We start from the raw sequence: 24,311 nt of genomic DNA on the forward strand, positions 1-24,311 counted from the left end.
AGTCTACCCCTAGATAGTAAGTATACTGTCAATTAGGGAGGCAGACGTTGCGGATCGCCGTGATTGGCGGGGGCCCCGCTGGGCTCTATTTCGCCTATCTCTGGAAGAAGCGTCACCCCGAGGATCAGGTCGACCTGTTCGAACAGAACCCGGCCGACGCGACCTGGGGCTTTGGCGTCGTGTTCTCCGACCAGGCGCTGGAATTCCTGCGCGCCGACGACCCCGAGACGGTCGACGCGATCGCGCCGCATATGGAGAGCTGGGAGAACATCACGCTGAACCTTCATGGCGACAGCGTCGCCATCGACGGGGTCGGCTTCTCCTCGATCGGGCGGCTGGAGCTGCTCCGCTTCCTGCAGCAGCGCGCGCTCGACGTCGGCGTCACGCCCCGCTTCGACACGCAGATCCACGCCATCGACCAGCTCCATGGCCACGATTTGATCGTCGCCGCCGACGGCCTGAACTCGCTGGTGCGCCGCGCCTATGAGGGCGATTTCGGCACCTCGCTGTCGTACTCCTCCAACAAGTTCGTCTGGTACGGCACCTCCAAGCGGTTCGACACGTTGTCGCAGACCTTCGTGAAGACCGATCGCGGCGCCTTCAACGCTCATCATTACCGCTACTCGCCGGCCATGAGCACCTTCCTGGTCGAATGCGACCACGCGACCTGGCAGGCCTATGGCTTCGCCTACAAGGACGTCGAGCAGTCCAAGGGCGTCTGCGAGGAAGTGTTCGCCGACACGCTGGGCGGCCATTGCCTCGTGTCGAACAAATCGGTTTGGCGCAACTTCCCCTGGGTCTGGAACGAGCATTGGTCGTTCAAGAACATGGTGCTGCTCGGTGACGCCCTGCACTCGGCGCATTTCTCGATCGGCTCGGGCACGCGGCTTGCCATCGAGGATGCCATCGCGCTGGTCAAGGCGCTGGAATCGGATGCGCATCTTGCCACCGCCCTGCATCGCTACCAGGCCGCGCGCAAGCCGGTGGTGCAGAAGCTCGTCAATGCCGCGCGCACCTCGGCGTTCTGGTACGAGCACTTCGCCCAGCACATGAAGCTTCCGCTGATGGATTTCGCCTACAGCTACATCACCCGCTCCGGCCGTATCGACGATTCCCGGCTGCGCGCGATGTCTCCGGCCTTCATGGCCCGCTACGAGGCGGCCAAGGGTGGTGAAAACAACGGCGGAGACGAGGCATGAGCGACGAGATTCGCGACCGGGTGCCCGCCGATTGCGCGGGAGCCCGCGAGATCGGTTTTGCCGTTCCCGAGATCTACAACGCCAGCCGGGTGCTGTTCGACAACCTCGCCAAGGACCGCGGCGGCAAGCTGGCGCTGTTGGGGCCCGCGGGCACGCGGACCTATGCCGAGCTGTGCGCGGATGCCTGCCGCTGGGGCAACGGCCTTGCTTCGCTCGGCCTGAAACGCGGCGATCGCGTGCTGCTGTTCCTCGACGACACGCCGGCCTATCCGGCCGCGTTCTTCGGCGCGGTGCGCGCCGGCTTCGTGCCGCTGCTGATCAACACATTGACGCCGCCCGACCTGCTGCAATTCTATCTCGCCGATTCCGGAGCTGAAGTTGCGGTGGCGGAGTCCGAGTTCTGCGCGCGCTTCAATGCGGAGGCCTGCAAGGACACCAGGCTGCGTACGCTGATCGTCGTCAACGGCGCGGTGGGCGATCACGCGGCACCGAGAGCGATCGCGGCGGCCGACTGGCTGGCGCAATTCCCGACCCAACTGGCCGAAGCCTCCACGCATCGCAACGAGATGGCGTTCTGGATGTATTCGTCCGGCTCGACCGGCCGGCCCAAGGGCATCGTGCATCTCCAGCATGACATGGCCTACAGCGAGCTCGCCTTCGCGCAGAACATCCTGCAGCTGACGCCTGACGACATCTGCTTCTCCGTGCCGAAGATCTTCTTCGCCTACGGCTTCGGCAATTCCGTCACCTTCCCGTTCTCGGCGGGAGCTGCGACGCTGCTGCTGCCGGGCCAGCCGAAACCCGCGGCGATCTTCGCAGCGATCGCGCAGCACAGGCCCACGGTCTTCTTCGGCCTGCCGACGCTGTATACGGCGCTGACCAAGGCCGAAGGCGCGGACAAGGCCGACTTCTCGTCCCTGCGCATGGCGCTCTCCGCTGCCGAAGTGCTGTCGGCCGAGGTCTTCAACGGCTGGAAGGCGCTCACCGGCCTTGAGATCGTCGAAGGCCTCGGCTCCACCGAGGTGCTGCACATCTATCTCTCCAACCGGCCCGGGCAGAAGAAGCTCGGCGCCGCGGGCCTGCGCGTCCCCGGCTACGAGGTCGCGCTGCGCGACAAGGACGGTCGCGAGGTCGCCGACAACGAGGAGGGCATCCTGTGGGTCCGCGGCGATTCCAACACGCCGCTGTACTGGAACCGGCCGGACAAATCCGCCGAGACCATCCGCGAGGAAGGGTGGATCTACACCGGCGACCGCTTCGTCAGGGATGCCGACGGCTTCCACTTCTTCCGCGGCCGCGCCGATGATCTGATCAAGATCTCCGGCCAGTGGGTCTATCCGCTCGAGGTCGAGCTCTGCCTTGCCGACCACCCCGAGATCCGCGAATGCGCGGTGTTCGCCGCCGAGCTGCCGGATCGCCGCATGACGCTGAAGGCGGTGGTGGTGATGAACAACCGCGCGGCCAACCAGGGTGAGACGACGCGGCGGCTGCAGGATTACGTCAAGGGCAGGCTGCTGCCCTACAAATATCCGCGCGAGGTCATCTTCATCGACGAGCTGCCGAAGACCGGCACGGGGAAGATCGATCGTCAGGCCTTGCTGCGGATGTAGCAATACCAAATTCGGTGTCATCGCCCGCGAAGGCGGGCGATCCAGTATTCCAGAGGCGGTTGTGATTAGGCCGATGGGCCGCGGCGTACTGGATTCCCCGCCTTCGCGGGGAAGGACAGCGGAGGGAGAGGCGGCGGCATCGCCCCCTCACCCCGCCTTCCCAAGATGCTCCAGCGCATCCTCGGCCCGCAGCGGCACGCGTGAGGCCTCGTTGTTGAGGTCGACGAGCTGCGACAGGAGCCCCATCAGCGTCTTGCGATCCGCCGGCTTCAGTGGCTCCAGCATGCGCGCCTGGGCGCGCTCGACGGCGGGGATGATCTCGCGCAGGATCGCGGCGCCGGACTTGGTCAGATAGAGCAGCTTGATGCGCTTGTCCTCGGGCGCCGGCTTGCGCTCGACATAGTCCTTGGCCTGCAGCCGCTCGATCACGCTGCCGAGCGTGGAGCGGTCGAAGGCGATCACCGCCGACAGCCGCGTGGCGTCGATGCCGGGATGGGTGTGGATCGCGATCAGCGCCGCATATTGCACCGGGGTCAGGTCGAACGCCTTGCACTCCTCCATGAAGATCGAGACCGCGATCTGCTGCATGCGCCGGAACAGATAGCCCGGCGCGGCATAGACTGCGTCGATCGTGATCGGAGCGGGCGGCTTACTCGGCATCGGGCTGCTTCTCCGGCGCGGCCTCGGCGAACGCCGGCAGCGCCTTGGCGGCGGCCTCGGCCTTCAGCAGGCGCGGATAGGCGGAGACGTCGACGCCGAAGCGGCGCGCATTGGCGAGCTGCGGCACGAGACAGAGATCGGCCAGCGTCGGCGCATCGCCAAAACAGAACGGACCCGGCTCGTCCTTGATCAGGATCTCGCAGGCCGCCAGGCCTTCGCGGTTGACCCAGGCGGCCCAGTCCTGGACCTTGTCCTCGGGCAGGCCGAGCTCGCGCAGCCGCGCCAGCACTTTCAGGTTCTGCAGCGGATGGGTGTCGCAGGCGATCGCCAGCGCAAACGCCCTCACCTTGGCGCGCTGCAGCGCATCCTTCGGCAGCAGCGGCGGACGGGGATGCGTCTCGTCGAGCCATTCGATGATGGCGACCGATTGCGTCAGCACCGCACCGGCATCGTCCTCCAATGCCGGCACCAGGCCTTGCGGGTTGATGGCGAGATAGGCGGGCGTGCATTGCTCGCCCTTGCGCAAATGGTGCGGCAGATGCGCGGCCTTGAGGCCCTTCAGGTTCAGCGCGATCCGCACCCGGTAGGCGGCGCTGGAGCGGAAATAGCCGTGCAGCTTCATCGAGACCTCCCTCGTTCTGTCATTCCGGGGCTCGCGAAGCGAGAACCCGGAACCTCGAGATTCCGGATTCGATGCTATCGCATCGCTCCGGAATGACAGCAACAACATCTGCCAGCATTGACGCTACCTAGATCGTCAGTATACTGTCAATCAACAAACGATCGGGAGCGCCGCCATGGAAGCCGTGACCAAGACGCCGGAACGCGAAGCGTTCTACAGGAAGATCGACGGCGAAAACCTCACCGCGCTGTGGACGGTGATGAGCGATCTGATCACGCCGGAGCCGAAGAGCGCCTGCCGGCCGCATTTGTGGAAGTTCGACGTCATCCGCGATTACATGATTGAGGCCGGCAGGCTCATCACCGCCAGGGAAGCCGAGCGGCGCGTGCTGGTGCTGGAGAATCCCGGCTTGCGCGGCCAGTCCAAGATCACGACCTCGCTCTATGCCGGCGTGCAGATGGTGGTGCCCGGCGACGTCGCGCCGGCGCACCGGCACAGCCAGTCGGCACTGCGCTTCGTGCTCGAAGGCAAGGGCGCGCATACCGCCGTCGACGGCGAGCGCACCGCGATGGAGCCGGGCGACTTCATCATCACGCCGTCGATGACCTGGCACGATCATTCCAACGAGACCGACCAGCCGATGTTCTGGCTCGACGGTCTCGACATCCCCCTGGTGCAGTTCTTCGACTGCTCCTTTGCTGAAGGGGCCAAGGAGGACCAGCAGAAGATCACAAGGCCCGCCGGCGACAGCTTTGCGCGCTACGGCCACAACCTGCTGCCGGTCGACGTGAAGCGCTCATCGAAGACCTCGCCGATCTTCAGCTATCCCTATGCCTATACGCGCGAAGCGCTGGAGAAGGCCAGGACCAGCCAGGAATGGGACGCCTGCCACGGCCTGAAGCTGAAGTTCAGCAACCCCGAGACCGGCGATTTCGCGATGCCGACGATCGGCACCTTCATCCAGCTGCTGCCCAAGGGCTTCAAGACCGCGCGCTATCGCTCGACGGATGCCACCGTGTTCTGCCCGATCGAGGGCAAGGGCCGCAGCCGGATCGGCGATGCCGTGTTCGAATGGGGCCCGCGTGATCTGTTCGTGGTGCCGAGCTGGCAATGGGTGACGCACGAGACGGACGACGACGCGGTGGTGTTCAGCTTCTCGGACCGCCCGGTGCAACAGAAGCTGGATCTGTTCAGGGAAGATCGCGGCAACGCGTGAGGCGCCGCTCTATCCTCCGTCATGGCCGGGCTTGTCCCGGCCATCCACGTGCCGCTACGCCCGAGGAAAGACGTGGATGCCCGGGTCAAGCCCGGGCATGACGACCTGATTTGTGGCGCTCGCCTGCGTCCTCATCATCTTTGCGTTCGCGGCTACCGCCAGTGCAACAACCTCGTTTCCAGCCAGCCGATCACCTTGCCGATCGCCAGCCCGAACACCGACAGGATGACGACGCCGGCGAGCAGCTGATCGGTCTGCATGAGATTTCCGGCCTGCAGCACGAAGGCGCCGATGCCGTATTGCGCGCCGATCATCTCGGCGCTGACGACCAGCAGCAGCGCGACGGAGGCGGTGATGCGGAAGCCGGCGAGGATCGCGGGCAACGCGCCGGGCCAGATCACCTTGCGCACGATGGTGGCGAAGGGAACGTTGAAGCTCTGCGCCATGCGGATCAGGTTGCGCGGCACGGCGTCGACGCCGCTATAGACCGAGATCGCGGTCGAGAAGAACACCCCGAGCGCAATGGTCGCGATCTTCGGCTCCTCGCCGATGCCCAGCCAAAGGATGAGCAGCGGCAGCAGCGCGATCTTCGGGATCGGGAACAGCGCCGAGATGAAGGTGATGCCGACGCTGCGCGCCAGCCGCGACAAGCCGATGGCAAAGCCGACGGCAACGCCGGCGGCGGTACCGAGCAGCCAGCCGACGCCGATGCGCAGCAGCGAGGCGGACACATGCTGCCAGAGCGCCCCCGAGATCGCGAGCTGATAGATCGCCCGGACGATTGCAGCGGGCGTCGGCAGAAACAGCGCATTGACGAGACCGGCGCTGCCGGCGGCCTGCCAGATCGCGATGACGAGGGCGAGCGCGATCCACCCGCCGTAGCGGCTGCTCGCGGGCACGAAGCCGGCGCCGCGGAAACCGACGCGCCGCGTCGCTTCGTCCTTTGCGGGGAGACCCGCCCGATCAAGCATGCTGGACCTCGCGCTCGGCGTCGATCGCCTCGTTGCGGATCAGCGACCAGATCTGGGTCTGCACCGCCAGCAGCTTCTCGCGCGCCGCGGCTTCGCCGCGCTCGGTGCGCGTCATCGGCACGGTCACGACCTCGCGGATGCGACCGGGCCTGCGCGACAGCACCACGATGCGATCGGCGAGCCGCGCCGCCTCTTCGAGATTGTGCGTGACATAGACCGCGCCCATGCCGCCATCGGCGAGCAGGCGGACGAAATCCTCCATCAGGAGCTCGCGGGTCTGCGAATCCAGCGCCGACAGCGGCTCGTCCATCAGCAGGATGGCAGGTCTCACCGCCAGCGCGCGCGAAATGCCGACGCGCTGGCGCATGCCGCCGGAGAGCTGCTTCGGATAGGTCTTGCGGAAATCGGTCAGCCCTGTGCGGTGCAAGGCATCGTCGACCAGCGCGCGGCGCTGCGCCGCCGAAAGCTGGGCATGCAGCAGCGGGAATTCGACGTTCTGCTCGACCGTGGCCCAGGGCAGCAGCGCGAAATCCTGGAACACGAAGGTCAGCGGATTGAGGCTGTCCGCCGGCGGCGAGCCGCGCAATTCGGCGGCGCCCGAGGTCGACTGCAGCAGCCCACCGAGGATCGACAGCAGCGTGCTCTTGCCGCAGCCCGAGGGCCCGACGACCGCGACCACCTCGCCGGCGCTGACGGTGAAGGAGACGTCGTCGAGCACGGCGAGATCGCCGAAGCGGTGGGAGATGTGGCTGGCGATCAGGTCCATACGGTCTCGTCTATCCTGTTCTCCGTCGTTCCGGGATGGTCCGAAGGACCAGACCTCAGGTGCGCAATTGCGCACCGGGGAACCTCGAGATTCCGGGTTCGATGCTTCGCATCGCCCCGGAATGACAGCAAACATCAATCCGCCTTCACAAATTCCTTCGCGATAATCGCCTCCGCGTCAAAACCCTTGTCGGCAAAGCCCTGCTCCTGCAGCCATTTGATCTGGTTGTCGACGTTCTTCACGTCCAGCTTGCCGTCGGGATCGATATAGGCGCAATTGCCGACCACCTGCTCGACCGGCAGATTGGTGTACTTGGCGATGATCTCCAAGAGCGGCTTGGTCTTGTCGTTGATCGGCGCGACACCGTCCTTCATTGCCGCGAGGATGACGTCGTAATATTCGCGGTCGGCCTTGGCCAAGGCGCCGAGCAGCTTTGTCACCAGCGCCTTGTTGGTCAGCGTCTTCGGCGAGGCGAACACCGCGCCCAGCTGCCAGGGCGTCTCGTCGCCGACCCAGCCGAGGAATTTCGCGCCGCCCTCGTCCATCAGCTTGCGCGCGGTCGAGATCGGCAGCAGCGCCGCATCGACGGTCTCGCCCTTCAGCGCCGCCGCCGCATTCGACAGCGATTGCAGCGGCACGATCTTCACGTCCGCGAGCTTGAAGCCGTATTTGTCGGCGAGCAGGCCGAGCGAATAGTGAAAGCTCGATCCGACCTGAGTCATCGCCACGCGCTTGCCGGCGAGGTCCTTTGGCGTCTTGAGGCCGGCCGCATAGGCGTTGTTGCTGGCGAAATAACCGATCAGCGGATAGCCCGCCTTCTCGCGGCTCATGCCGCCGATCACCTTCAGCGTGCCCTTGCCGGCGAGATTGTAGAGTCCCGCGGTAAAGGCGGTGATGCCGAAATCGACGTCGCCCGACGTGGTCGCGACCGCGATCGGCTGGGCCGCGTCGAAGAACTTCAGCTCGACCTCGAGGCCGGCCTCGCGGAAATAGCCCTTGTCCTGCGCGATGAAGACGGGCGCGGAGGAGGACAGGCGGAGCACGCCGATCCTGGCCTTCAGCGCGTCCTCGGCCCTTGCACCGCCCATCGCCGTGATCGCCAGAAGGCCCGCAAGCGCGAGCCGCACCATTCCGATCATCCCGTTTCCTCCGCCGTTGTTCTATTGCCGCCCGTCACAATCCTTCCGGCACCCTTTGGTCCCGGCCGATGAAGGCCCCCTGTTGTTTCAACGTTTCCTGCAACTTTTCAATGGGGATTTCGCGTGGAATCCGGTTTCCTGAGAGCGCCAGCGCGGCGGCGGAGCCGGCGGCCTCCCCCATGGCGAAGCAGGCCCCCGACACCCGCGCCGCGGACTGGCCCTCATGGGTCATGGAGGCGCAGCGGCCGGCAACCAGCAGGTTGTCGACGCCTTCGGGCACCAGCATCCGATAGGGCAGCTCGTTATAGCCGCGGGATTGCGGGATCGGCGGGAAGGTGAAGACGACGTCGCCGGGCACATGGGCCTCGATCGGCCAGCTATTGACGCCGATGGAGTCATCGAACGAGGCGCAGCCGAGCACGTCCTCGCCGCTGAGCTGGTAGCCGCCCTTGATGCGGCGGGTCTCGCGGATGCCGAGCTGCGGCGGCAGGTCCACGATGTAGGACTTTTCGAAGCCGGGCACGGTGCGCAGGAACTCGAAGGCGGCGAGCGCCTGCTTGCGGCCCTCGATCTCGCCGCGGGTGAGATCGTCGGGCTCGACGCCATTGATGGCATGGCCGTCCTCGCGCGCCACTTGCGTAAAGTTCACCCGCCATTCGATGCCGGATTTCTGCGGCCGCACGATCGCGCTTTTGCGCGGAAATTGATGCGTGCCGGCGGCGAGGGCCTTCTCCATCAATTGCGGAATGGTCCGCCAGGCTTCGCCCGCCCGCGCGGGATCGATGCCGTTGAGACGGAGCATCATCGACGGGTACATCGGATGACCGTGCGCGTCGCCGATCTCGAACGGCGCGCCGGCCCAGACCGCGAGATCGCCGTCGCCGGAGCAGTCGATGAAGATCTCCGCCCGCACCGCCTGCCGGCCGGCCTTGGTCTCCACCAGCAGGGCGTCGATGCGGCTGCTGTCGGCCATCACGACGCCGGCGCCGAGTGCGTGGAACAGGATGTGCACCTTGTGACTGGCGAGCAGCTCGTCGGCCGCGATCTTGTAGGCGGCGGTGTCATAGGCCTGCGCAAACACCTTGCCGAGGATCAGGTGCGGCGTGTTCAGGCCGTTCAGATGGTCGATCCGCGCCAGCAGCTCGGAGGCCATGCCCTGCACCAGCCGCCGGTGCTCGCCATGGACATTGCCATGCAGGCCGCAGAAATTGGTGACGCCGGCCGCCGTGCCCATGCCGCCGAGGAAACCGTAGCGCTCGATCAGAAGCGTCTTCCGCCCGGCGCGCGCGCTTGAAGCCGCCGCGACGATACCGGCGGGGCCGCCGCCGAGCACAACGACTTCGTATTCGCCATAGAGCGGCACCTGTCGTGCCGGTTCTTCGATTGTCACGGCCCGCATGGCGCGTCCCTTCCCAAACCCTTTGAACGGGATCACGGCTTAACCGGCAAGCGCCACCGTCGCAAGATCGCGGTTGCCCGCCGTCGGTGAACCTGAGACAAAGCGGCCATGGATTCGATCAACGTCAGATGCTGTTTCGCCGCTCTGCTTGCCGTTGCGATCTTCGCCGCCACGCCCGCCACGGCCGTGGAGCAGAACTGCCGCTTCATTCAGGCCAAGCCCGAGCGCGAAGCCTGCTACAAGCGGCAGGAGGACGAGCTCGCGGCCAGGCGCAAGCCTGCGCCCGCGACCGGCGCGAGCAGCACGCTCGAAACGCTGCGGCAGATGCGACAGGACGACGATGCGGTCTATCGCAGCATCAACAACATCTGCCGCGGCTGCTGACGTTCAGCTCTTCCCGCCGCCCCACCTCGCCGCCCGCTTCTCCGCGAACGAGGCCAGTCCCTCCGCGGCCTCCGCGCTCTGCCGCTTGAGCGAATGCAGCTGCACAAGCCGGGTGCAGGCGGCATCGTCCACCGCCATGCCGCCGAACGAGCTTTCCAGCGCGAGCTTCTTGGTCTCGGCCATCGCCTCGGGGCCGTTGGCGAGCAATTGCTCGACCACCTTGCTGCCGGCAGCTTCGAGCTCGGCGAGCGGGACGACCTCGTGGACGAGACCGATGCGGCGGGCGTCCTCGGCGCCGAAACGCTCGCCGGTGAGCGCGTAGCGGCGGACCTGGCGGACGCCGATGGCGTCGCAGAGCTGCGGGATGATGATCGCCGCCGTCAGGCCCCAGCGTACCTCGGTGATCGAGAACAACGCGTTGTCCGCGGCAATCACGACGTCGCAGGCCGCGATCACGCCGGTGCCGCCGCCGAAGCAGCCGCCCTGCACCAGCGCGACGGTCGGGATCGGCAGCGTGTTGAGCCGCTGCACCGCCTCGAAGGTCGCGCGCGAGGCCGCTTCGTTCGCTTCGGCCGATTGCGGCCGAACGCCGTTGATCCATTTCAGATCGGCGCCGGCCTGAAAATGCCTGCCGTTGCCCTTGAGCAAAACAACGCGCAGGTGAGGCTTCGTCCCCAGATCATCCATGGCCGCGAGCACGCCTGATATCAGCGCGCCGTCATAGGCATTGTTGACCTCCGGGCGGTTCAACGTGACGGTGGCAACCCCACGCTCATCAAGGGTCCACAGGACGGGGCTGGCAGTCATCGGCAATCCTCCGGTCGTTTGATTGGCGTGCACTATGACCGAGGCGCTGCGTCCCGATCCATATCTTTCCAGCGTGGGGCGGTCGCGCCCATCGCATGGCGGCTTGTGTCATGCTGCTACCCGGGTGGCACCAACGGACAGGCAAGGGACAGGACGGAATCATCATGCGCATCTGCATTTTCGGCGCGGGCGCCGTCGGCAGCCACATCGCGGTCCGGCTCGCCCGCGCCGGCCATGACGTTTCATGCGTGATGCGGGGTGCGCATCTGGAGGCGGCGCGCGCAGGCGGCCTCAAGCTGCGGGTCGGCGATTCCGAGGTCGGCGCCAAGGTGAACGCGTCCGGCGATCCGGCCCAACTCGGGCCGCAGGACGTCGTGATCTCGACGCTGAAGGCGACGGCGCTGCCGGGGCTGGTCTCCAGCATCAAGCCGCTGCTGCAGGACGATACCGCCATCGTGTTCGCGCAGAACGGCATTCCCTGGTGGTACGGCATCGGCCTGCCGCCGCGGCATCCGACGCCGCCGGATATTTCCTTCCTCGACCCCGGCGGGCGGCTGCGCGCCTGCATCCCGAAGGAGCGCATCATCGGCGGCGTCGTCTTCTCCTCCAACGAGGTGACCGCGCCGGGCGTCGTGCACAACCTCACGCCGGACCGCAACCGCCTCCTGATCGGCGAATGCGACGATCGCCATTGCGAGCGCATCACCAGGCTGCGCAATGTCTTCAACGACGCGCGGCTGGAATCGCCGCCGGTGGCCGATATCCGCGAGGCGATCTGGTCAAAGCTGCTGACCAACATGTCGCTGTCGGTGCTGTGCCTTCTCACCGGCCAGACCGCGCGCGGCGTGCGCGACGACCCCGCTTTCGCCGAGGTCATCCCGCGCATGCTGAACGAGGCCAACGACATCGCCCAGCACTTCATTCCCGAGGTCAAACGCGTGACCCGCAGCGGCCCCGCCCCCAACCACAAGCCCTCGCTGCTCCAGGATTACGAGCTCGGCCGCGCCATGGAGATCGACGTGCTGGTCCGGGCGCCCGCCGCCTTCGCACGCATCGCCGGCCTGTCGACGCCAACCCTCGACCTGATCGCCGCGCTGGCGATCCAGAAAGCGCGCGACAAGGGGCTTTACGCGGCGTGAGCCTCAGGCGATTCGATCGATCCAGGCCGCGAGCGTGTCCAGCACCTCGGTCAGCGCCTCGTCGTTAGTGCGGCCGGACTTCTTCAACACCGCAAACGAATGGTCGCCGCCTTCGATCTCATGCAGCGTCGCCTTTCCCCCCAACGCCGCGATGACGGGCCTGAGATGGCCGAGATCGGCAAGCTCGTCGCGCGTGCCCTGCAGGTACAGCATCGGGATCGCGATGCCGGCGAGGTGCTCGGCGCGCTCGGACGACGGCTTCTTGGGGGCATGGAGAGGAAAGCCGAGGAAGGCGAGGCCCTTCACATCAGGCAGCGGTGCCTTCGACTGCGCCTGCGAGGTCATGCGCCCGCCAAACGACTTGCCGCCGGCGATGAGCGTCACCCCGCGGCACAGCCGTGCCGCTTCGGCGACCGCCGCGCGGATCGCGGCGTGCGCAACCGCCGGCTGGTCAGGACGCCCCTTCTTCTCTTCCATATAAGGGAAATTGAAGCGCAAGGTCGCAATGCCGCGGCTTGCGAGCCCCTCCGCGACCTTCTCCATGAAGGAATGCCGCATATCGGCGCCGGCGCCGTGCGCCAGCACGTAGCAGGCGCGCGCATGGTCCGGTCGCGTCAGGATCGCCGAGACCGTACCGATGCGTTCGATGTCGAGCTTGAGCTCGCGCGCTTCGAGCAAGACCGAATGTTCCCGATGAATTCTCTCAATGGTACCTGCGGGACCCCGATCTGAAAACAGGAAACCTCACGCGCGTCCCGCGAGCGAAGGCCCTAGCTGACCCGCCGTTCCCGGCCCTCCCAGAACGGCTTGCGCAGCTCGCGCTTCAGCACCTTGCCGGCGCCGGACAGCGGCAGCGGCGCCTCGGTGATCTCGATGCTGCGCGGACATTTGTAGCCGGCAATCAACGTCTTGGTGAACTCGATCAGCTCGCCGGGCGAAACCTCGGCACCGCCGCGCTTGACCACGACGGCGTGGACCTGCTCTCCCCATTGCTCGTTGGGAACGCCGATCACTGCGCATTGCAGCACCGAGGGGTGCTGCGCCAGCGCATTCTCGACCTCGACCGAGTACACATTCTCGCCGCCCGAGATGATCATGTCCTTGACGCGGTCGACGACATAGATGAAGCCGTCCTCGTCCATGTAGCCGCCGTCGCCCGTGTGCATCCAGCCCTCGACGACCGCCCGCGCGGTCTCCTCCGGCCGCTCCCAATAGCCCATCATCACGGTGTCGCCGCGCACCACGATCTCGCCGACAGTGCCCGTCGGCAGGGGTTGATCGTTCTCGTCGACGATCCGCACCTCGCAGCCGAGCGTGGCACGGCCCGCGCCGCGATGACGTCCCTTCCTGCGTCCCTCCCCGACATGCTCGTTGGCATGCAGCAGCGTCGCGATCGGCGACAATTCGGTCATGCCATAGGCCTGGGTGAAGCGCACATGCGGCAGTGCGCGCGCAGCACGGTCGAGCACCGCCTCGCTGATGGGCGAGGCCCCATAGATGATGTGTTTGAGCGAGGACAGGTCGTAATTGCCGATCGCGGGGTGATCGACCAGCATCTGGATCATGGTGGGCACCAGCAGCACGTCGGTGACACGCTCGTTCTGCATCGCAGCCATCACGCCTTCGGGCGTGAAGCCCTGAACGATCACGTTGGAGCCGCCGGAGAGCAGCAGCGAATACATCGCCGCGCCGTTGGCGAGGTGAAACATCGGCGCCGCGTGCAGGTACATCGTGCTCGCCGGAAACAGTCCTTCGCCGAGCGCGTTGAGCGCATTGGCCATCAGATTCTGGTGGCTGAGCATCACGCCCTTGGAACGCCCGGTGGTGCCGCCGGTGTAGAAGATGCCGGCGAGATCCTCGCCCTTGCGCATGGCATCGGCGACGGGCGCGCTGCCCGCGATCAGATCCTCATAGCTCTCCATTCCGGCCGGCACCTCGCCGTCGTCGGCATAGATCAGCTTCAGCCCCGGAATGGCGCCGGCGAGCTGCGCGCCGACCTGCGCAAAGGCCTTGTCGACCAGCAGCACGGAGGCGCGGCAGTCGCGCAGCGCATCCTCGTTCTCAAGGGCGCTCCATCGGATGTTGAGCGGCACGATCACGCCGCCCGCCCAGCCGGTCGCGAGATAAAGCTCGAGGTAGCGATCCGAGTTGAAGGACAGCACGGCGACGCGATCCCCAGCACTGACGCCGCGCGAGCGCAGGCCGCCGGCCAACCTTGCAACACGTTCGCCGAGCTCGCCCCAGCTGCGACGCCGCTGGCCATAGACGGTGGCGAGCCCCTTCGGGTTGATCTGCAGCGCGCGCCGCAGCCCGTGCGTGATGTTCATCGCGTTCCTCCTCCTGTACGCTTCTTCCCTGCTGTCTTGCGTCCTGAGTTGCGCCGCTGCGGCGCCCTCGGCGTCTTCTTTGTCATCTGCTGCCGGCTCTCGGTCGCGAGGCCTTCCGTCAGGCGAACCGTGAACTCGTCGGCGATTTCGCTCGGCGACAGCGCGCCGTCGCGACGATACCAATGGCCGATCCAGTTGAGCGCGCCCGCGATCGCGAAGGCTGCAAGCTTGGGATCACATGGCCTGATCGAGCCGTCGGCCGTGCCTGCGGCGATGTAGCGACGGAAGGTGGCGTCGATGCGCTTCTTGGCAGCACGTGCGACGGCGGCGTTCCGCTCGGTCAGGTCGCGCAGGTCGAAACGCACCAGGCTCGCGCCGAAATCGGTCGCCATGAGCGCGGCATAGGCGTGCACCAGCTTGCGCAGCTTGGCGAGCCCCGAACCGCCGCCGGCATTGATCTCGGTGATGACGCTGTCGACGAGTTCGGCGCCCATCGACCAGCATTCGAACAGGATTTCGTCCTTGCCGCGGAAATAATTGTACAGCGCCGGCTTGGTGATGTTCAGCCGCTCGGCGACCTCGTTCAGCGTCACGCGATGATAGCCCTGCTCCAGGAACAGCTGTACGGCTGCGCGCAGCACCGCCTCGCGCTTCTCGTCGCGGGCGCGGCGGCGGCTCTCGAACGGCAGCCAGGGCGACGACGACGGCAATGAGGGCGGAACGGGCGGCGCTGAATCCATGCTCGGTCGGTTGACTCTCGTGGGCATCGACCGATATGTTACCCAAGGGTAAGAAAAAGTCCAACGGGTAATTTATTTGGAGGAAGCGATGTCTGACGTCATCGTCGCCGGGGTCGGCATGATCCCCTTCGCCAAGCCGGGAGCCAGCGCGCCCTATCACGAGATGGGCACGGAGGCGATCAAGCTGGCGCTCGCCGATGCCGGCCTCGGCTACGACAAGGTGCAGCAGGCCTATGCGGGTTATGTCTATGGCGATTCCACCTGCGGGCAGCGCGCGCTGTACCATGTCGGGATGACCGGCATCCCCATCGTCAACGTCAACAACAATTGCTCGACTGGCTCCACCGCGCTGTTCATGGCGCGGCAGATGATCGCGAGCGGCGCCTTGGACTGCGTGCTGGCGGTCGGCTTCGAGCAGATGAAGCCCGGCGCGCTCGGCAGCGTCTATACCGATCGCCCGAGCGCATTCGAGGAATTCGACGCGGCAGCGGACCAGCTGATCGACGCTCCCGGCATTCCGCTGGCGCTGCGCTATTTCGGCGGCGCCGGGCTGAGCCACATGAAGAAATACGGCACCCCGCTCGACGCCTTCGCCAAGGTGCGCGCCAAGGCGAGCCGCCATGCCAAGAACAATCCGCTCGCACTGTTCCGCAAGGAGGTCACGGCGGACGATGTCATGAACGACCAGGTGATCTGGCCCGGCGTCATGACGCGCCTGATGGCATGCCCGCCGACCTGCGGCGGCGCAGCCGCGGTGCTGGTCTCCGAGCGCTTTGCCGACAAGCATGGCATCGCCAAGGAGGTGCGCATCGCGGCGCAGGCCATGACCACCGACACGCCCTCGACCTTCAAGGCCGGCGACATGATGCAGCTGGTCGGCTACGACATGGCAAAGGAGGCGGCAGACCGGGTTTATGAGAGCGCCGGCGTTGGGCCGGACGATCTCGACGTGGTCGAGCTGCACGACTGCTTCGCTCACAACGAGCTGATCACCTATGAGGCGCTCGGTCTTTGCGGCGAGGGCGAAGCCGGCAAGTTCATCAATGACGGCGACAACACCTATGGCGGCCGGATCGTGACCAATCCGTCCGGCGGATTGCTGTCGAAGGGACATCCGCTCGGCGCCACCGGGCTTGCGCAGTGCTACGAGCTGACGCGGCAGCTGCGCGGCACGGCCGGTTCCACGCAGGTCGAGGGTGCCAAGGTCGCGCTGCAGCACAATCTGGGCCTCGGCGGCGCCTGCGTCGTGACGCTCTACAAGCGGCACTGACATACATGGTCGATCAGTCCGCCGTAGGGCGCAGCTTCACGCCCGTCACCGCGCGTGTAGAGCCGGGCCGCCTCCGCTACTTCCTCAATACGCTAGGTGAGGAGAACCCCGTCTACCGCAACGCAGATGCGGCCCGGGCAGCCGGTTTCATCGGCATGCCGGTGCCGCCGACCTATTTGTTCTGCCTCGAGATGATGGACGTCGACGACCCCTTCGAGATGTTCACCGCGCTCGGCATCGACCTTGCCCGCGTGCTGCATGGCGAGCAGAGCTTCGTCTATCACGCGCCGGTTCTGGTCGGCGACACCCTGACGTTTCGGCCGAGCGTCACCAGCGTGACGGAGAAGAAGGGCGGCGCGATGACGCTGATCGGCGTCCGATGCGAGGTGACCAACCAGGACGGCGTGCATGTCGCCGATACCGCGCGCACCATCGTCGTCCGCAACGAGGTTGCATCATGACGGTGTCCGCAGACATCAAGGCCGGCGACCGCATCGTCCACAAGGTCTTTCCGCCGATCACCCGTCACACGCTCGCGCTCTATTGCGGCGCATCGGGCGATCACAATCCGATCCACGTCGATATCGACTTCGCCAAGGCGGCCGGATTCCCTGACGTGTTCGCCCACGGCATGCTGGTGATGGCCTATCTCGGGCAGGCGCTCACGGATGCGGTGCCGCCGTCGAAGCTCCGCAGTTTTGCGACCCGGTTCGTCGCGATCACCCAGCTCGGCGCCAGGCTGACATGCGAAGGCACCGTGACCGAGCTCTTCGCGGAGGATGGCGAGCGCCGCGCACGGCTCGCGCTCACCACCAGGGACGATCGCGGCGAGGTCAAGCTCGAAGGCAGCGCCATCGTCGCGCTGTAACAGGAAGAGGAATCATTCAAAATGGCAAAGCTGCAAGGAAAGGTCGCGCTCGTCACCGGGTCAGGCCGCGGTATCGGGCGCGCGATCGCACTGAAGCTCGCGCACGAGGGCGCCAGGGTCGTCGTCAATGATCTCGATGCCGAGCCCGGCAACGCCGTGGTGGCGGAGATCAAGGCGCTCGGCGGCGATGCCGCCGCCGTGAACGGCAGTGTCGCCGAATCCGGTTTCGCCGACCGCTTCGTCGGCGCCGCGCTGGACAAGTTCGGCGGCCTCGACATCATCGTCAACAATGCCGGCTACACCTGGGACTCCACCATCCAGAAGATGACGGACGAGCAGTTCCAGGCCATGCTCGACGTCCACCTCGTCGCGCCGTTCCGAATCCTGCGGGCGGCTGCCGAGCCGATCCGCGTCTTCGCCAGGAAGGAAGCCGAGGAGGGGCGCGAGGTGTTCCGCAAGGTCGTGAACATCTCCTCGATCGCTGGACTCTACGGCAATGCCGGACAGGCGAGCTATTCCTCGGCCAAGGCCTCGCTGATCGGGCTGACCCGGACCATGTGCAAGGAGTGGGGCCGCTACAAGGTCAACGTCAATTGCGTCGCCTTCGGCCTCATCAACACCCGCCTGACCCAGCCGATCGAGGCGCAGCAGAAGACCATCGACGTCGCCGGCCGCGACATCAAGGTGGGCGTGCAGCCGCACATGCTGGAAGCCATGTCGCGGATGATCCCGCTCGGCCGCGGCGGCACGCCGGAAGAGGCGGCCGACGCCGTCTATCTGTTCTGCAGCCCGGAATCCAATTATATCAGCGGCCAGGTGGTCGTCGCCGGCGGCGGCCTGATTGTCTGAGAGCGAGGCGCTGATGCAATACCGATCGTCGTGGATGACCGAGGAGCTGGACACGTTCCGCGACCAGTTCCGGAAATATCTCTCCAAGGACCTGGCGCCGCATGCCGAGAAATGGCGCGAGCAGAAGATGGTCGACCGCTTTGCCTGGCGCGGGCTCGGCGAGATGGGCGCGCTACTGGCCAGCGTGCCTGAGGAATATGGCGGCCTGGGTGCCACCTTCGCCTATGACGCCGCGGTGCTGGAAGACCTCGAAAGCACGGTGCCGGAGATGACGACCGGCGTCTCCGTGCACAGCGCCATCGTCGCGCATTACATCCTCAATTACGGCTCGGAGGAGCAGAAGAAGCGCTGGCTGCCGAAGATGGCCTCCGGCGAGATGGTCGGCGCCATCGCCATGACCGAGCCCGGCACCGGCTCGGACCTCCAGGCCGTCAAGACCACGGCGAAGAAGCAGGGCAATTCCTACGTCATCAACGGCCAGAAGACCTTCATCACCAACGGCCAGGCCGCCGACCTCGTCATCGTGGTCGCGCGCACCGGCGAAGCCGGCGCGAAAGGCATTTCGCTGATCGTGGTCGAGACCGCGGGCGCCGACGGCTACAAGCGCGGGCGCAACCTCGACAAGATCGGCCTGCACGCCTCGGACACCTCGGAATTGTTCTTCGACAACGTCACGGTGCCGCCGGAGAACCTGCTCGGCAAGGAGGAAGGCCAGGGCTTCGTCCAGCTAATGCAGCAATTGCCGCAGGAGCGCCTTGCGCTCGCGGTCGGCGCCGTCGCTTCGATGGAGCGCGCGGTCAAGCTCACCACCGAGTACACGAAGGAGCGCAAAGCCTTCGGCAAGCCGCTGATGGATTTCCAGAACACCGCCTTCACGCTGGCCGAGCGCAAGACCGAGGCGATGATCGCGCGCGTCTTCGTCGACTGGTGCATCGAGCGCCTCGTCGCCGGGGATCTCGACACGGTCACGGCGTCGATGGCGAAATATTGGTGCTCGGAGAAGCAGGTCGAGACCGCCGACGAATGCCTGCAGCTGTTCGGCGGCTACGGCTACATGCAGGAATACCCGATCTCGCGCATCTTCATCGATTCCCGCATCCAGAAGATCTATGGCGGCACCAACGAGATCATGAAGCTGCTGATCGCGCGATCATTGTAGATCATCGCGCGCGCCAGTCGCGTGGCCGGCAGCCGAAGCGCTGCTTGAAGCGCCGCGTGAAGTGGGAGAGATCCGAAAAACCCCAGTCGAACGCGATGGCACCGATCGCACGATCCGTCATTGCGGGATCGCTGAGATCCCTGGCCGCGCCGTCGAGCCGATGGTCGATGACGTAGTCGGTGAAGCTGCAGCCCGATCGCGCCAGCAGCTTGTGCACGTAGCGCTCGCTGATGCCCACGGCGCCGGCGACATCGGCGACCGCAAGGCCGGGCTCGCGGAGCCGCCGGTGAATGGCGCGCTTTAACGCCAGTGTGGTTGCATGGGCGAGACCCTCAGTCTCCGCAGCACCTGCCCGGCCACGCCGCGACAGGCTTACGGCGACCAGCTCGATCAGCGCCCGGAACAGCCTCGTCCCCTCGTCTTCGGTCATCCGCAGCGCGCCGTCGGCGAGCGCGCGCGCGGTCTCGACGATGAGGTGGCCGAGGACGGCATCGTCGGAGACCCGTGCCGCAGCGACGTCGAACGATCCCGGCAACCGCTCCCGCAAGACCTCGGACGGTACCCAGAACGAGGCGACGCGCAATTGCGGACCGCGGTCGTGCAGAAGTGCAAACTGCCGATCGCTGTCGAAGATGCCGACCTGTCCGGGCGACAGGCTGATCTCGCGATTGCCCTGCTGGATGCGACAGCGGCCGGCCAGCTTCAGATTGAGGTAGAAGCAGCTGCGGTCGGACGCCGCAATGTCGGCCCCAGAGCGCCGCACCACATGCTCGGGAAAGCTGACGCGGTTGATCGCGGCATCGCCGAGCCGGATGTGGTCGACGCTGGCGGGAAAGCCGGGCGCGGCCGCCGGCTCGGGCGTCAGATTCATGAAGGCCTGGCAGATCGCCTCACGATAATAGGCAAATTGCTCGGCCGGCCGGAGCCCTGCAGTATCCCAGGCCGATTGGCGTGACGGCATGGCGCGCTCGACCTGCTGCATCGGTTCACTCCGAGACCAATCCTGTTCGCATCCAGCCAAGCGCCAAATCAGCCGCCAGTCCACAATTGACGCGCGGCAGCACCGCTGCCGGCCAAAGCGGCGCGGCGTCAATCTAATCACAGTCTCGGGAGGAGCCACAACATGTCGACCTACGTCCTCGTCCACGGCGCCTGGCATACCGGAGCCGAGTTCGAACCTGTCGCGGCACCGATCCGCGCGGCCGGCCATCAGGTCCACACCCCCACCATCAAGGGCAACCGTCCGGGCGATGCCAAGACGACCGGGTTGAAGGAAGCGATCCAGTCGATTGCCGACTACCTTGTCGAGAACGATCTGAAGGACGTGATCCTGCTCGGCCATTCCTATGGCGGCATGATCATCACCGGCGTGGCCGACCTTACGCCCGATCGCATCCGCCGTCTGGTCTACTGGAATGCCTTCGTGCCCAACAATGGCGAATGCCTCAACGACATGGTGCCGCCGCACTATGTCGGGCTGTTCGACGCGATCGCGGCCGAGCGAGGCGATGGCTCGGTCGTGTTGCCATTCCCGGTCTGGCGCGAGGCCTTCATCAACGACGCCGATCTGGAGACGGCGCAGCGCGCCTACGACGTCCTCAATCCGCATCCGCTGGCGACCTTCACCGACAAGATCACGCTCAAGAGCAATCCGGCGGAGATGCCGCTGGCCAAGTCCTACATCAACTGCACCGAAGACACCGCGCTGCCGCACAGCCATGGCTGGCATCCGCGGCTGTCGGAGAAGCTCGGCCTGTTCCGCCTGGTGCAGGTGGCGGGAAGCCACGAGCTGTGCTTCTCCGATCCGGCGCGCCTCGCCAAGGCGATCATGGAGGCAGGGCGCGACTGACAGCGCGTCCTGTGCACGCCCGCGATCGCGGGGCGCTTCAATTCGGGTGCCACCAGCGGCCGCCGATGACGACGCCCTCCGAGACGATCTTGCGGTCGCCGATCAAATGCTCGCCGACGACGTCCTCGTAGTCGAACTGGCCCTGCTTCACCGTAACAAGCGTGGCGTCGCCGACGCTGCCGGGCTTGAGGCTGCCGAGCTCGGGGCGGCGCAGCGCCATCGCGGCGTTCACGGTCGAGGCCGCGATCACGTCCGGCAGCTCCATGCCCATGCACAGGAATTTCGACAGGGTCGTGACCTGGTCAAAGGCCGGGCCGTCGATGCAGAGCTGATGGATGTCGGACGAGATGGTGTCCGGATAGAAGCCGTTGGCGAGCATCGCGCGCGCGGTCTTGAACGCGAACGATCCCTTGCCGTGGCCGATGTCGAACAGCACGCCGCGCTCGCGCGCGTCCAGCACCGCCTTCTTCACCGTGCCCTGGGCGGTCGCCGGCGTGTTCGGGAACGGACGGAACGCGTGGGTCAGCACGTCGCCGGGCCGCAGGCGGGCCAGCACCTCCTCATAGCTCGGCGGCGGATGGTCGATATGCGCCATCAGGGGCATGCCGACCTCGTTCGCGACCTCGAGCGCGATGTCGAGCGGCACTGTGACCGAGGTGCCCGAGGAATGCAGTCCGACGCGCACCTTGATGCCGACGATGAGGTCGCGATTCGCATCGGCCACCTTGGCCGCCTCGATCGGATTCATCAGTCGCAACTCCTCGCTCTCGCCGACCATGATCCGGTGCGAGAAGCCGAAGATGCCGGCGTGCGAGACGTGCAGGTAGGCGAGGATGCGGACCTGGCTCGGCTCGATCACATGCTTGCGGAAGCCGGCGAAATTGCCGGGTCCTGCGCTGCCGGTGTCCACCGCCGTGGTGACGCCGGAGAGGCGGCAGAACTCCTCGGCGTCGATGCCGAGCGAGGTGCCGCCCCAATAGACATGGGTGTGCAGATCGATCAGCCCCGGCGTCACAATGTATTTCGAAACATCGCGCACCTCCGTGCCCGGATCCGCCTTGAGCCCGGCGCCGACGGCGGCGACCTTGCCGCCGGCAAAGCCGACATCGGTCACGGCATCGAGCTTCTGCGACGGGTCGATGACGCGGCCACCGCGCAGAATCAGGTCGAAAGGCATTGCGGTCTCCGGGATTGGCAGGGCGTGGCAAGGCTGGTGCGGGCGAGCCGCTCCCTGCCTCGATCGGATCGCCTATAGCAAATCTTGCACCAACCAGGCAAAGCGCGGGAATCGCCGAGACCGGAGCCCGGCATTCACCGGTCAACCGTGCCTGCGCCACTCCCTGAAATCACCTTCGACGAATGCCGCAGCAGCCTTTGCGGCAGCATGGAGCCAACTATCGCCGCGCTTTCTCAGGTCTGCGGCGATCCTCTCCGATGCGCCTCCGGCGGCGTGAATGGCGCCAATGTCGAAGCCCATGACGTTGAGCAGATCGAGCTCCACCTCCATGTTCGCGTGATCCCCAAGATTGATCTTGCGGGAATCGGGCGCAAGGCGCCGGATCACGAAGCCGCTCTGGCGCCTCGAGCGCGAGGTGCGGATCGGGCGCGCGATATGGACCTGTTGCGAGGTCGAGAAAGCGCAGTCTGCCCTGCTGGCCATGCGCCCAATCCCAGGCTGACGGCACCAGCGCCTTGGCCTCCCTGACGACTTGGCCGCCGCGCCATTCGGCGATGGCGACGAAACGCGGCCGGCCCAGGCTGCCGGCACCTGCCACGCGCCTCGCGAAGCGACCAAACGAGGCATCGGGCGGCAATTTGCTGCGAAGCGCGGCGGCAACAGGGGATCGTGGCTTCGCCCGCGGATATTTCCCCACCTCGTCCCAGAACTCTTGGCGTTCGTCGTCGGTACATGCCACGTAAGCGCGCATCCAGCTCGCCTGCTCATCCAGGAGCGAGGGCCGCGGCCGCGTCAGACCCTTCTTGTAGCCATCGAGAATCGCCTTGGCGGCGTCGCCATTGCCGACGTGGGTCATGGCCCTCGCCTTCCTCTTCTTGGCCTTCGGGGCGAGCCGCGCGCTCGTCGCAAGGCGCACCAGATCGAAGGGATAGGCAATGGTCGCGGCCTCGTCGAAATCGTTGACGCCCCAAACGAGACGCCCCTCCACGTCGCGCCAAGTCCCGAAATTTTCGATATGGGTGTCGCCGATCGACGGCACGCGGGGCGCGTCCTTCAACTCCGGGCAGATCGTTTCGATACATCTGGCCCAGCGGAAGAAGGTTGCACGAAGGAAGACGAACGGGTCGTCCTTCATCTTCTTGTGCTTTTCGCCGAGGTCGCGCGCGACGACTTTGCATTCGGAGCGCAACCAGCGCTCGAACTCTTTGTTGTCGTCGAGAAATGAACGCGGCGCGATCCCGCCGGTTCGGTTAGATGTTTGCTTGATCACGGCGAGAGCTTCCCGAAGCGAAAGATGGCGAGCAGGCCCGCGAACATGACCTGCGGCACGCTGCTGCAAGGAACGAGACACTCGACCATTCAACCAGAGAGCGAGCAGAATAGCCGCGCCGTTGCTCGTCCGCCAGCCGGAATGATCCGACCTCGCCATCGTCGCCACGGGACGACAGGTGAACAGGCGGCTGGCTCCAGAGGATGGGGAAGATGGACGCAAGTCGCGCCCGGGGTCGGCCGGCAATCACGTCACGCATCTGAGACAATGGCGATCCCGGGAAGACTCGAACTTCCGACCTACGGTTTAGGAAACCGTCGCTCTATCCGGCTGAGCTACGGGACCGCGGAACCCGTGGGTACGGGTTCGATCCCGTCATAGCAGAGTAAAATGCGGTTCGCCAGCCGTCAGGCGGGCCAAGCCATCGTCAACCTGAACGGGGCGGCTATACAATCGCTTGCAGGTCCCTCTCGGCGGAGCAGCCCACATGATCGAGAGCATCAGCGCCATCACGCTCGGCACCCATGACATGGCGTGCGCCGTGCACTTCTACCGCTCGCTGGGGTTCGAGCTTCTCTATGGCGGCGAGGCCGCGGCATTCACGAGCTTTCGCGCCGGCAGCGGCTATCTCAACCTGACGGCGCAGCCGGACGACAAGCGCTGGTCCTGGTGGGGCCGCGTCATCTTCCATGTCGCCGACGTGGACGCGACCTATCAGCAGGCGCGCGCTGCGGGATGGCAGCCGTCGACCACGCCCCGCGATGCAGAATGGGGCGAGCGCTACTTCCATCTCACCGACCCCGACGGCCATGAGCTCAGTTTCGCACGGCCGTTGCGAAAGGCATGACGAGGCGGTCCCGCGCCCTGACGCGATGATCGGCGGCAGCGCC

At 65.9% G+C, this 24,311-nt stretch carries 25 protein-coding genes and 1 tRNA gene; 12 read left to right on the forward strand and 14 right to left on the reverse strand.

Annotated elements, in window-relative coordinates:
• Nucleotides 1-47 precede the first annotated feature (47 nt).
• Both ACETMP_RS20290 and ACETMP_RS20295 read left to right on the forward strand, forming a co-directional pair.
• Nucleotides 48-1,199 carry an FAD-dependent monooxygenase gene (locus tag ACETMP_RS20290; protein ID WP_375157569.1) on the forward strand — a complete coding sequence of 384 codons (1,152 nt, stop codon included), beginning with the start codon at nt 48-50 and terminating at the stop codon, nt 1,197-1,199.
• Complete coding sequence (locus ACETMP_RS20295) at nt 1,196-2,809, forward strand: benzoate-CoA ligase family protein (protein WP_375157570.1); 1,614 nt, start codon at nt 1,196-1,198, stop codon at nt 2,807-2,809. The genes ACETMP_RS20290 and ACETMP_RS20295 overlap by 4 nt, the downstream gene beginning before the upstream one ends.
• Nucleotides 2,810-2,956: 147 nt before the next feature.
• On the opposite strand, the gene ACETMP_RS20300 is transcribed toward ACETMP_RS20295, so the two are convergent.
• Complete coding sequence (locus ACETMP_RS20300) at nt 2,957-3,469, reverse strand: MarR family winged helix-turn-helix transcriptional regulator (protein WP_375157571.1); 513 nt, start codon at nt 3,467-3,469, stop codon at nt 2,957-2,959.
• Complete coding sequence (gene maiA, locus ACETMP_RS20305) at nt 3,459-4,091, reverse strand: maleylacetoacetate isomerase (RefSeq protein WP_375157572.1); 633 nt, start codon at nt 4,089-4,091, stop codon at nt 3,459-3,461. Before maiA ends, ACETMP_RS20300 begins: the two co-directional genes overlap by 11 nt.
• A 175-nt stretch (nt 4,092-4,266) precedes the next feature.
• Here maiA and gtdA point away from each other — a divergent pair, with 175 nt between their 5' ends.
• A complete protein-coding gene (gene gtdA / locus ACETMP_RS20310) occupies nt 4,267-5,307 on the forward strand; it encodes a gentisate 1,2-dioxygenase (protein ID WP_375157573.1) in 1,041 nt (346 codons plus the stop codon).
• Nucleotides 5,308-5,459: 152 nt separating this feature from the next.
• Here gtdA and ACETMP_RS20315 read toward each other — a convergent pair whose 3' ends face one another.
• The 4 genes from ACETMP_RS20315 to ACETMP_RS20330 form a co-directional block, all read right to left on the reverse strand.
• A complete protein-coding gene (locus ACETMP_RS20315) occupies nt 5,460-6,278 on the reverse strand; it encodes an ABC transporter permease (RefSeq protein ID WP_028133968.1) in 819 nt (272 codons plus the stop codon).
• Nucleotides 6,271-7,044: an ABC transporter ATP-binding protein gene (locus ACETMP_RS20320; RefSeq protein WP_375157574.1), complete on the reverse strand. Its 774-nt coding sequence runs from the start codon at nt 7,042-7,044 to the stop codon at nt 6,271-6,273. Before ACETMP_RS20320 ends, ACETMP_RS20315 begins: the two co-directional genes overlap by 8 nt.
• A gap of 134 nt (nt 7,045-7,178) precedes the next feature.
• Nucleotides 7,179-8,183, reverse strand: a complete 1,005-nt coding sequence (locus ACETMP_RS20325) for an ABC transporter substrate-binding protein (RefSeq protein WP_375157575.1) — start codon at nt 8,181-8,183, stop codon at nt 7,179-7,181.
• A 34-nt stretch (nt 8,184-8,217) separates the two neighbouring features.
• On the reverse strand, nt 8,218-9,582 hold the full coding sequence (locus ACETMP_RS20330) for an FAD-dependent oxidoreductase (protein WP_375157576.1): 1,365 nt from the start codon (nt 9,580-9,582) through the stop codon (nt 8,218-8,220).
• Between the two features lie 108 nt (nt 9,583-9,690).
• Here ACETMP_RS20330 and ACETMP_RS20335 point away from each other — a divergent pair, with 108 nt between their 5' ends.
• Nucleotides 9,691-9,966, forward strand: coding sequence for a hypothetical protein (locus tag ACETMP_RS20335; protein WP_375157577.1), 276 nt, complete (start codon nt 9,691-9,693; stop codon nt 9,964-9,966).
• Nucleotides 9,967-9,969: 3 nt separating this feature from the next.
• On the opposite strand, the gene ACETMP_RS20340 is transcribed toward ACETMP_RS20335, so the two are convergent.
• On the reverse strand, nt 9,970-10,773 hold the full coding sequence (locus ACETMP_RS20340) for an enoyl-CoA hydratase-related protein (RefSeq protein ID WP_375157578.1): 804 nt from the start codon (nt 10,771-10,773) through the stop codon (nt 9,970-9,972).
• A gap of 164 nt (nt 10,774-10,937) precedes the next feature.
• Between ACETMP_RS20340 and ACETMP_RS20345 the strand changes: the two genes are divergently transcribed.
• Nucleotides 10,938-11,912 (forward strand): ketopantoate reductase family protein, encoded by a 975-nt coding sequence (locus ACETMP_RS20345; RefSeq protein WP_375157579.1) that lies wholly within the window; start codon nt 10,938-10,940, stop codon nt 11,910-11,912.
• Between the two features lie 3 nt (nt 11,913-11,915).
• Here ACETMP_RS20345 and ACETMP_RS20350 read toward each other — a convergent pair whose 3' ends face one another.
• The 3 genes from ACETMP_RS20350 to ACETMP_RS20360 form a co-directional block, all read right to left on the reverse strand.
• Nucleotides 11,916-12,590 (reverse strand): alpha/beta family hydrolase, encoded by a 675-nt coding sequence (locus ACETMP_RS20350; RefSeq protein ID WP_375157580.1) that lies wholly within the window; start codon nt 12,588-12,590, stop codon nt 11,916-11,918.
• Nucleotides 12,591-12,682: 92 nt separating this feature from the next.
• A complete protein-coding gene (locus ACETMP_RS20355; RefSeq protein WP_375157581.1) occupies nt 12,683-14,239 on the reverse strand; it encodes a long-chain-fatty-acid--CoA ligase in 1,557 nt (518 codons plus the stop codon).
• Nucleotides 14,236-14,979, reverse strand: coding sequence for a TetR/AcrR family transcriptional regulator (locus ACETMP_RS20360; RefSeq protein ID WP_375157582.1), 744 nt, complete (start codon nt 14,977-14,979; stop codon nt 14,236-14,238). The genes ACETMP_RS20355 and ACETMP_RS20360 overlap by 4 nt, the downstream gene beginning before the upstream one ends.
• An 88-nt stretch (nt 14,980-15,067) precedes the next feature.
• On the opposite strand from ACETMP_RS20360, the gene ACETMP_RS20365 reads away from it, so the two are divergent.
• Genes ACETMP_RS20365 through ACETMP_RS20385 form a run of 5 tightly spaced genes read left to right on the forward strand, consistent with a single transcriptional unit; the run spans nt 15,068 to nt 19,125 of the window.
• Nucleotides 15,068-16,249, forward strand: coding sequence for a lipid-transfer protein (locus tag ACETMP_RS20365; RefSeq protein ID WP_375157583.1), 1,182 nt, complete (start codon nt 15,068-15,070; stop codon nt 16,247-16,249).
• Between the two features lie 5 nt (nt 16,250-16,254).
• Complete coding sequence (locus tag ACETMP_RS20370; RefSeq protein WP_375157584.1) at nt 16,255-16,710, forward strand: MaoC family dehydratase N-terminal domain-containing protein; 456 nt, start codon at nt 16,255-16,257, stop codon at nt 16,708-16,710.
• Nucleotides 16,707-17,117 (forward strand): MaoC family dehydratase, encoded by a 411-nt coding sequence (locus tag ACETMP_RS20375; protein WP_375157585.1) that lies wholly within the window; start codon nt 16,707-16,709, stop codon nt 17,115-17,117. The genes ACETMP_RS20370 and ACETMP_RS20375 overlap by 4 nt, the downstream gene beginning before the upstream one ends.
• A 21-nt stretch (nt 17,118-17,138) precedes the next feature.
• On the forward strand, nt 17,139-17,966 hold the full coding sequence (locus ACETMP_RS20380; RefSeq protein WP_375157586.1) for an SDR family NAD(P)-dependent oxidoreductase: 828 nt from the start codon (nt 17,139-17,141) through the stop codon (nt 17,964-17,966).
• A gap of 13 nt (nt 17,967-17,979) precedes the next feature.
• Nucleotides 17,980-19,125, forward strand: a complete 1,146-nt coding sequence (locus ACETMP_RS20385; RefSeq protein ID WP_375157587.1) for an acyl-CoA dehydrogenase family protein — start codon at nt 17,980-17,982, stop codon at nt 19,123-19,125.
• A gap of 1 nt (nt 19,126) precedes the next feature.
• On the opposite strand, the gene ACETMP_RS20390 is transcribed toward ACETMP_RS20385, so the two are convergent.
• Complete coding sequence (locus ACETMP_RS20390; RefSeq protein ID WP_375157588.1) at nt 19,127-20,107, reverse strand: helix-turn-helix domain-containing protein; 981 nt, start codon at nt 20,105-20,107, stop codon at nt 19,127-19,129.
• Nucleotides 20,108-20,248: 141 nt separating this feature from the next.
• Between ACETMP_RS20390 and ACETMP_RS20395 the strand changes: the two genes are divergently transcribed.
• Complete coding sequence (locus tag ACETMP_RS20395) at nt 20,249-20,974, forward strand: alpha/beta fold hydrolase (protein WP_375157589.1); 726 nt, start codon at nt 20,249-20,251, stop codon at nt 20,972-20,974.
• A gap of 37 nt (nt 20,975-21,011) precedes the next feature.
• On the opposite strand, the gene ACETMP_RS20400 is transcribed toward ACETMP_RS20395, so the two are convergent.
• The 3 genes from ACETMP_RS20400 to ACETMP_RS20410 all read right to left on the reverse strand — a co-directional run bounded on the left by ACETMP_RS20400 (nt 21,012) and on the right by ACETMP_RS20410 (nt 23,766).
• Entirely contained in the window at nt 21,012-22,151 is a 1,140-nt protein-coding gene (locus ACETMP_RS20400; protein WP_375157590.1) for an amidohydrolase/deacetylase family metallohydrolase, read from the reverse strand.
• Nucleotides 22,152-22,368: 217 nt separating this feature from the next.
• The gene (locus tag ACETMP_RS20405; RefSeq protein ID WP_375161943.1) at nt 22,369-23,580 is read right to left on the reverse strand and encodes a DUF2252 family protein; all 1,212 of its coding nucleotides are present in this window, start codon (nt 23,578-23,580) and stop codon (nt 22,369-22,371) included.
• Between the two features lie 109 nt (nt 23,581-23,689).
• Nucleotides 23,690-23,766 (reverse strand) — tRNA-Arg (locus tag ACETMP_RS20410).
• Between the two features lie 142 nt (nt 23,767-23,908).
• Here ACETMP_RS20410 and ACETMP_RS20415 point away from each other — a divergent pair.
• Nucleotides 23,909-24,268: a VOC family protein gene (locus tag ACETMP_RS20415; protein ID WP_375157591.1), complete on the forward strand. Its 360-nt coding sequence runs from the start codon at nt 23,909-23,911 to the stop codon at nt 24,266-24,268.
• Nucleotides 24,269-24,311: the final 43 nt, after the last annotated feature.

The organism is Bradyrhizobium dasycarpum, from assembly GCF_042019905.1.
Taxonomy (GTDB): Bacteria; Pseudomonadota; Alphaproteobacteria; order Rhizobiales; family Xanthobacteraceae; genus Bradyrhizobium; species Bradyrhizobium japonicum_B.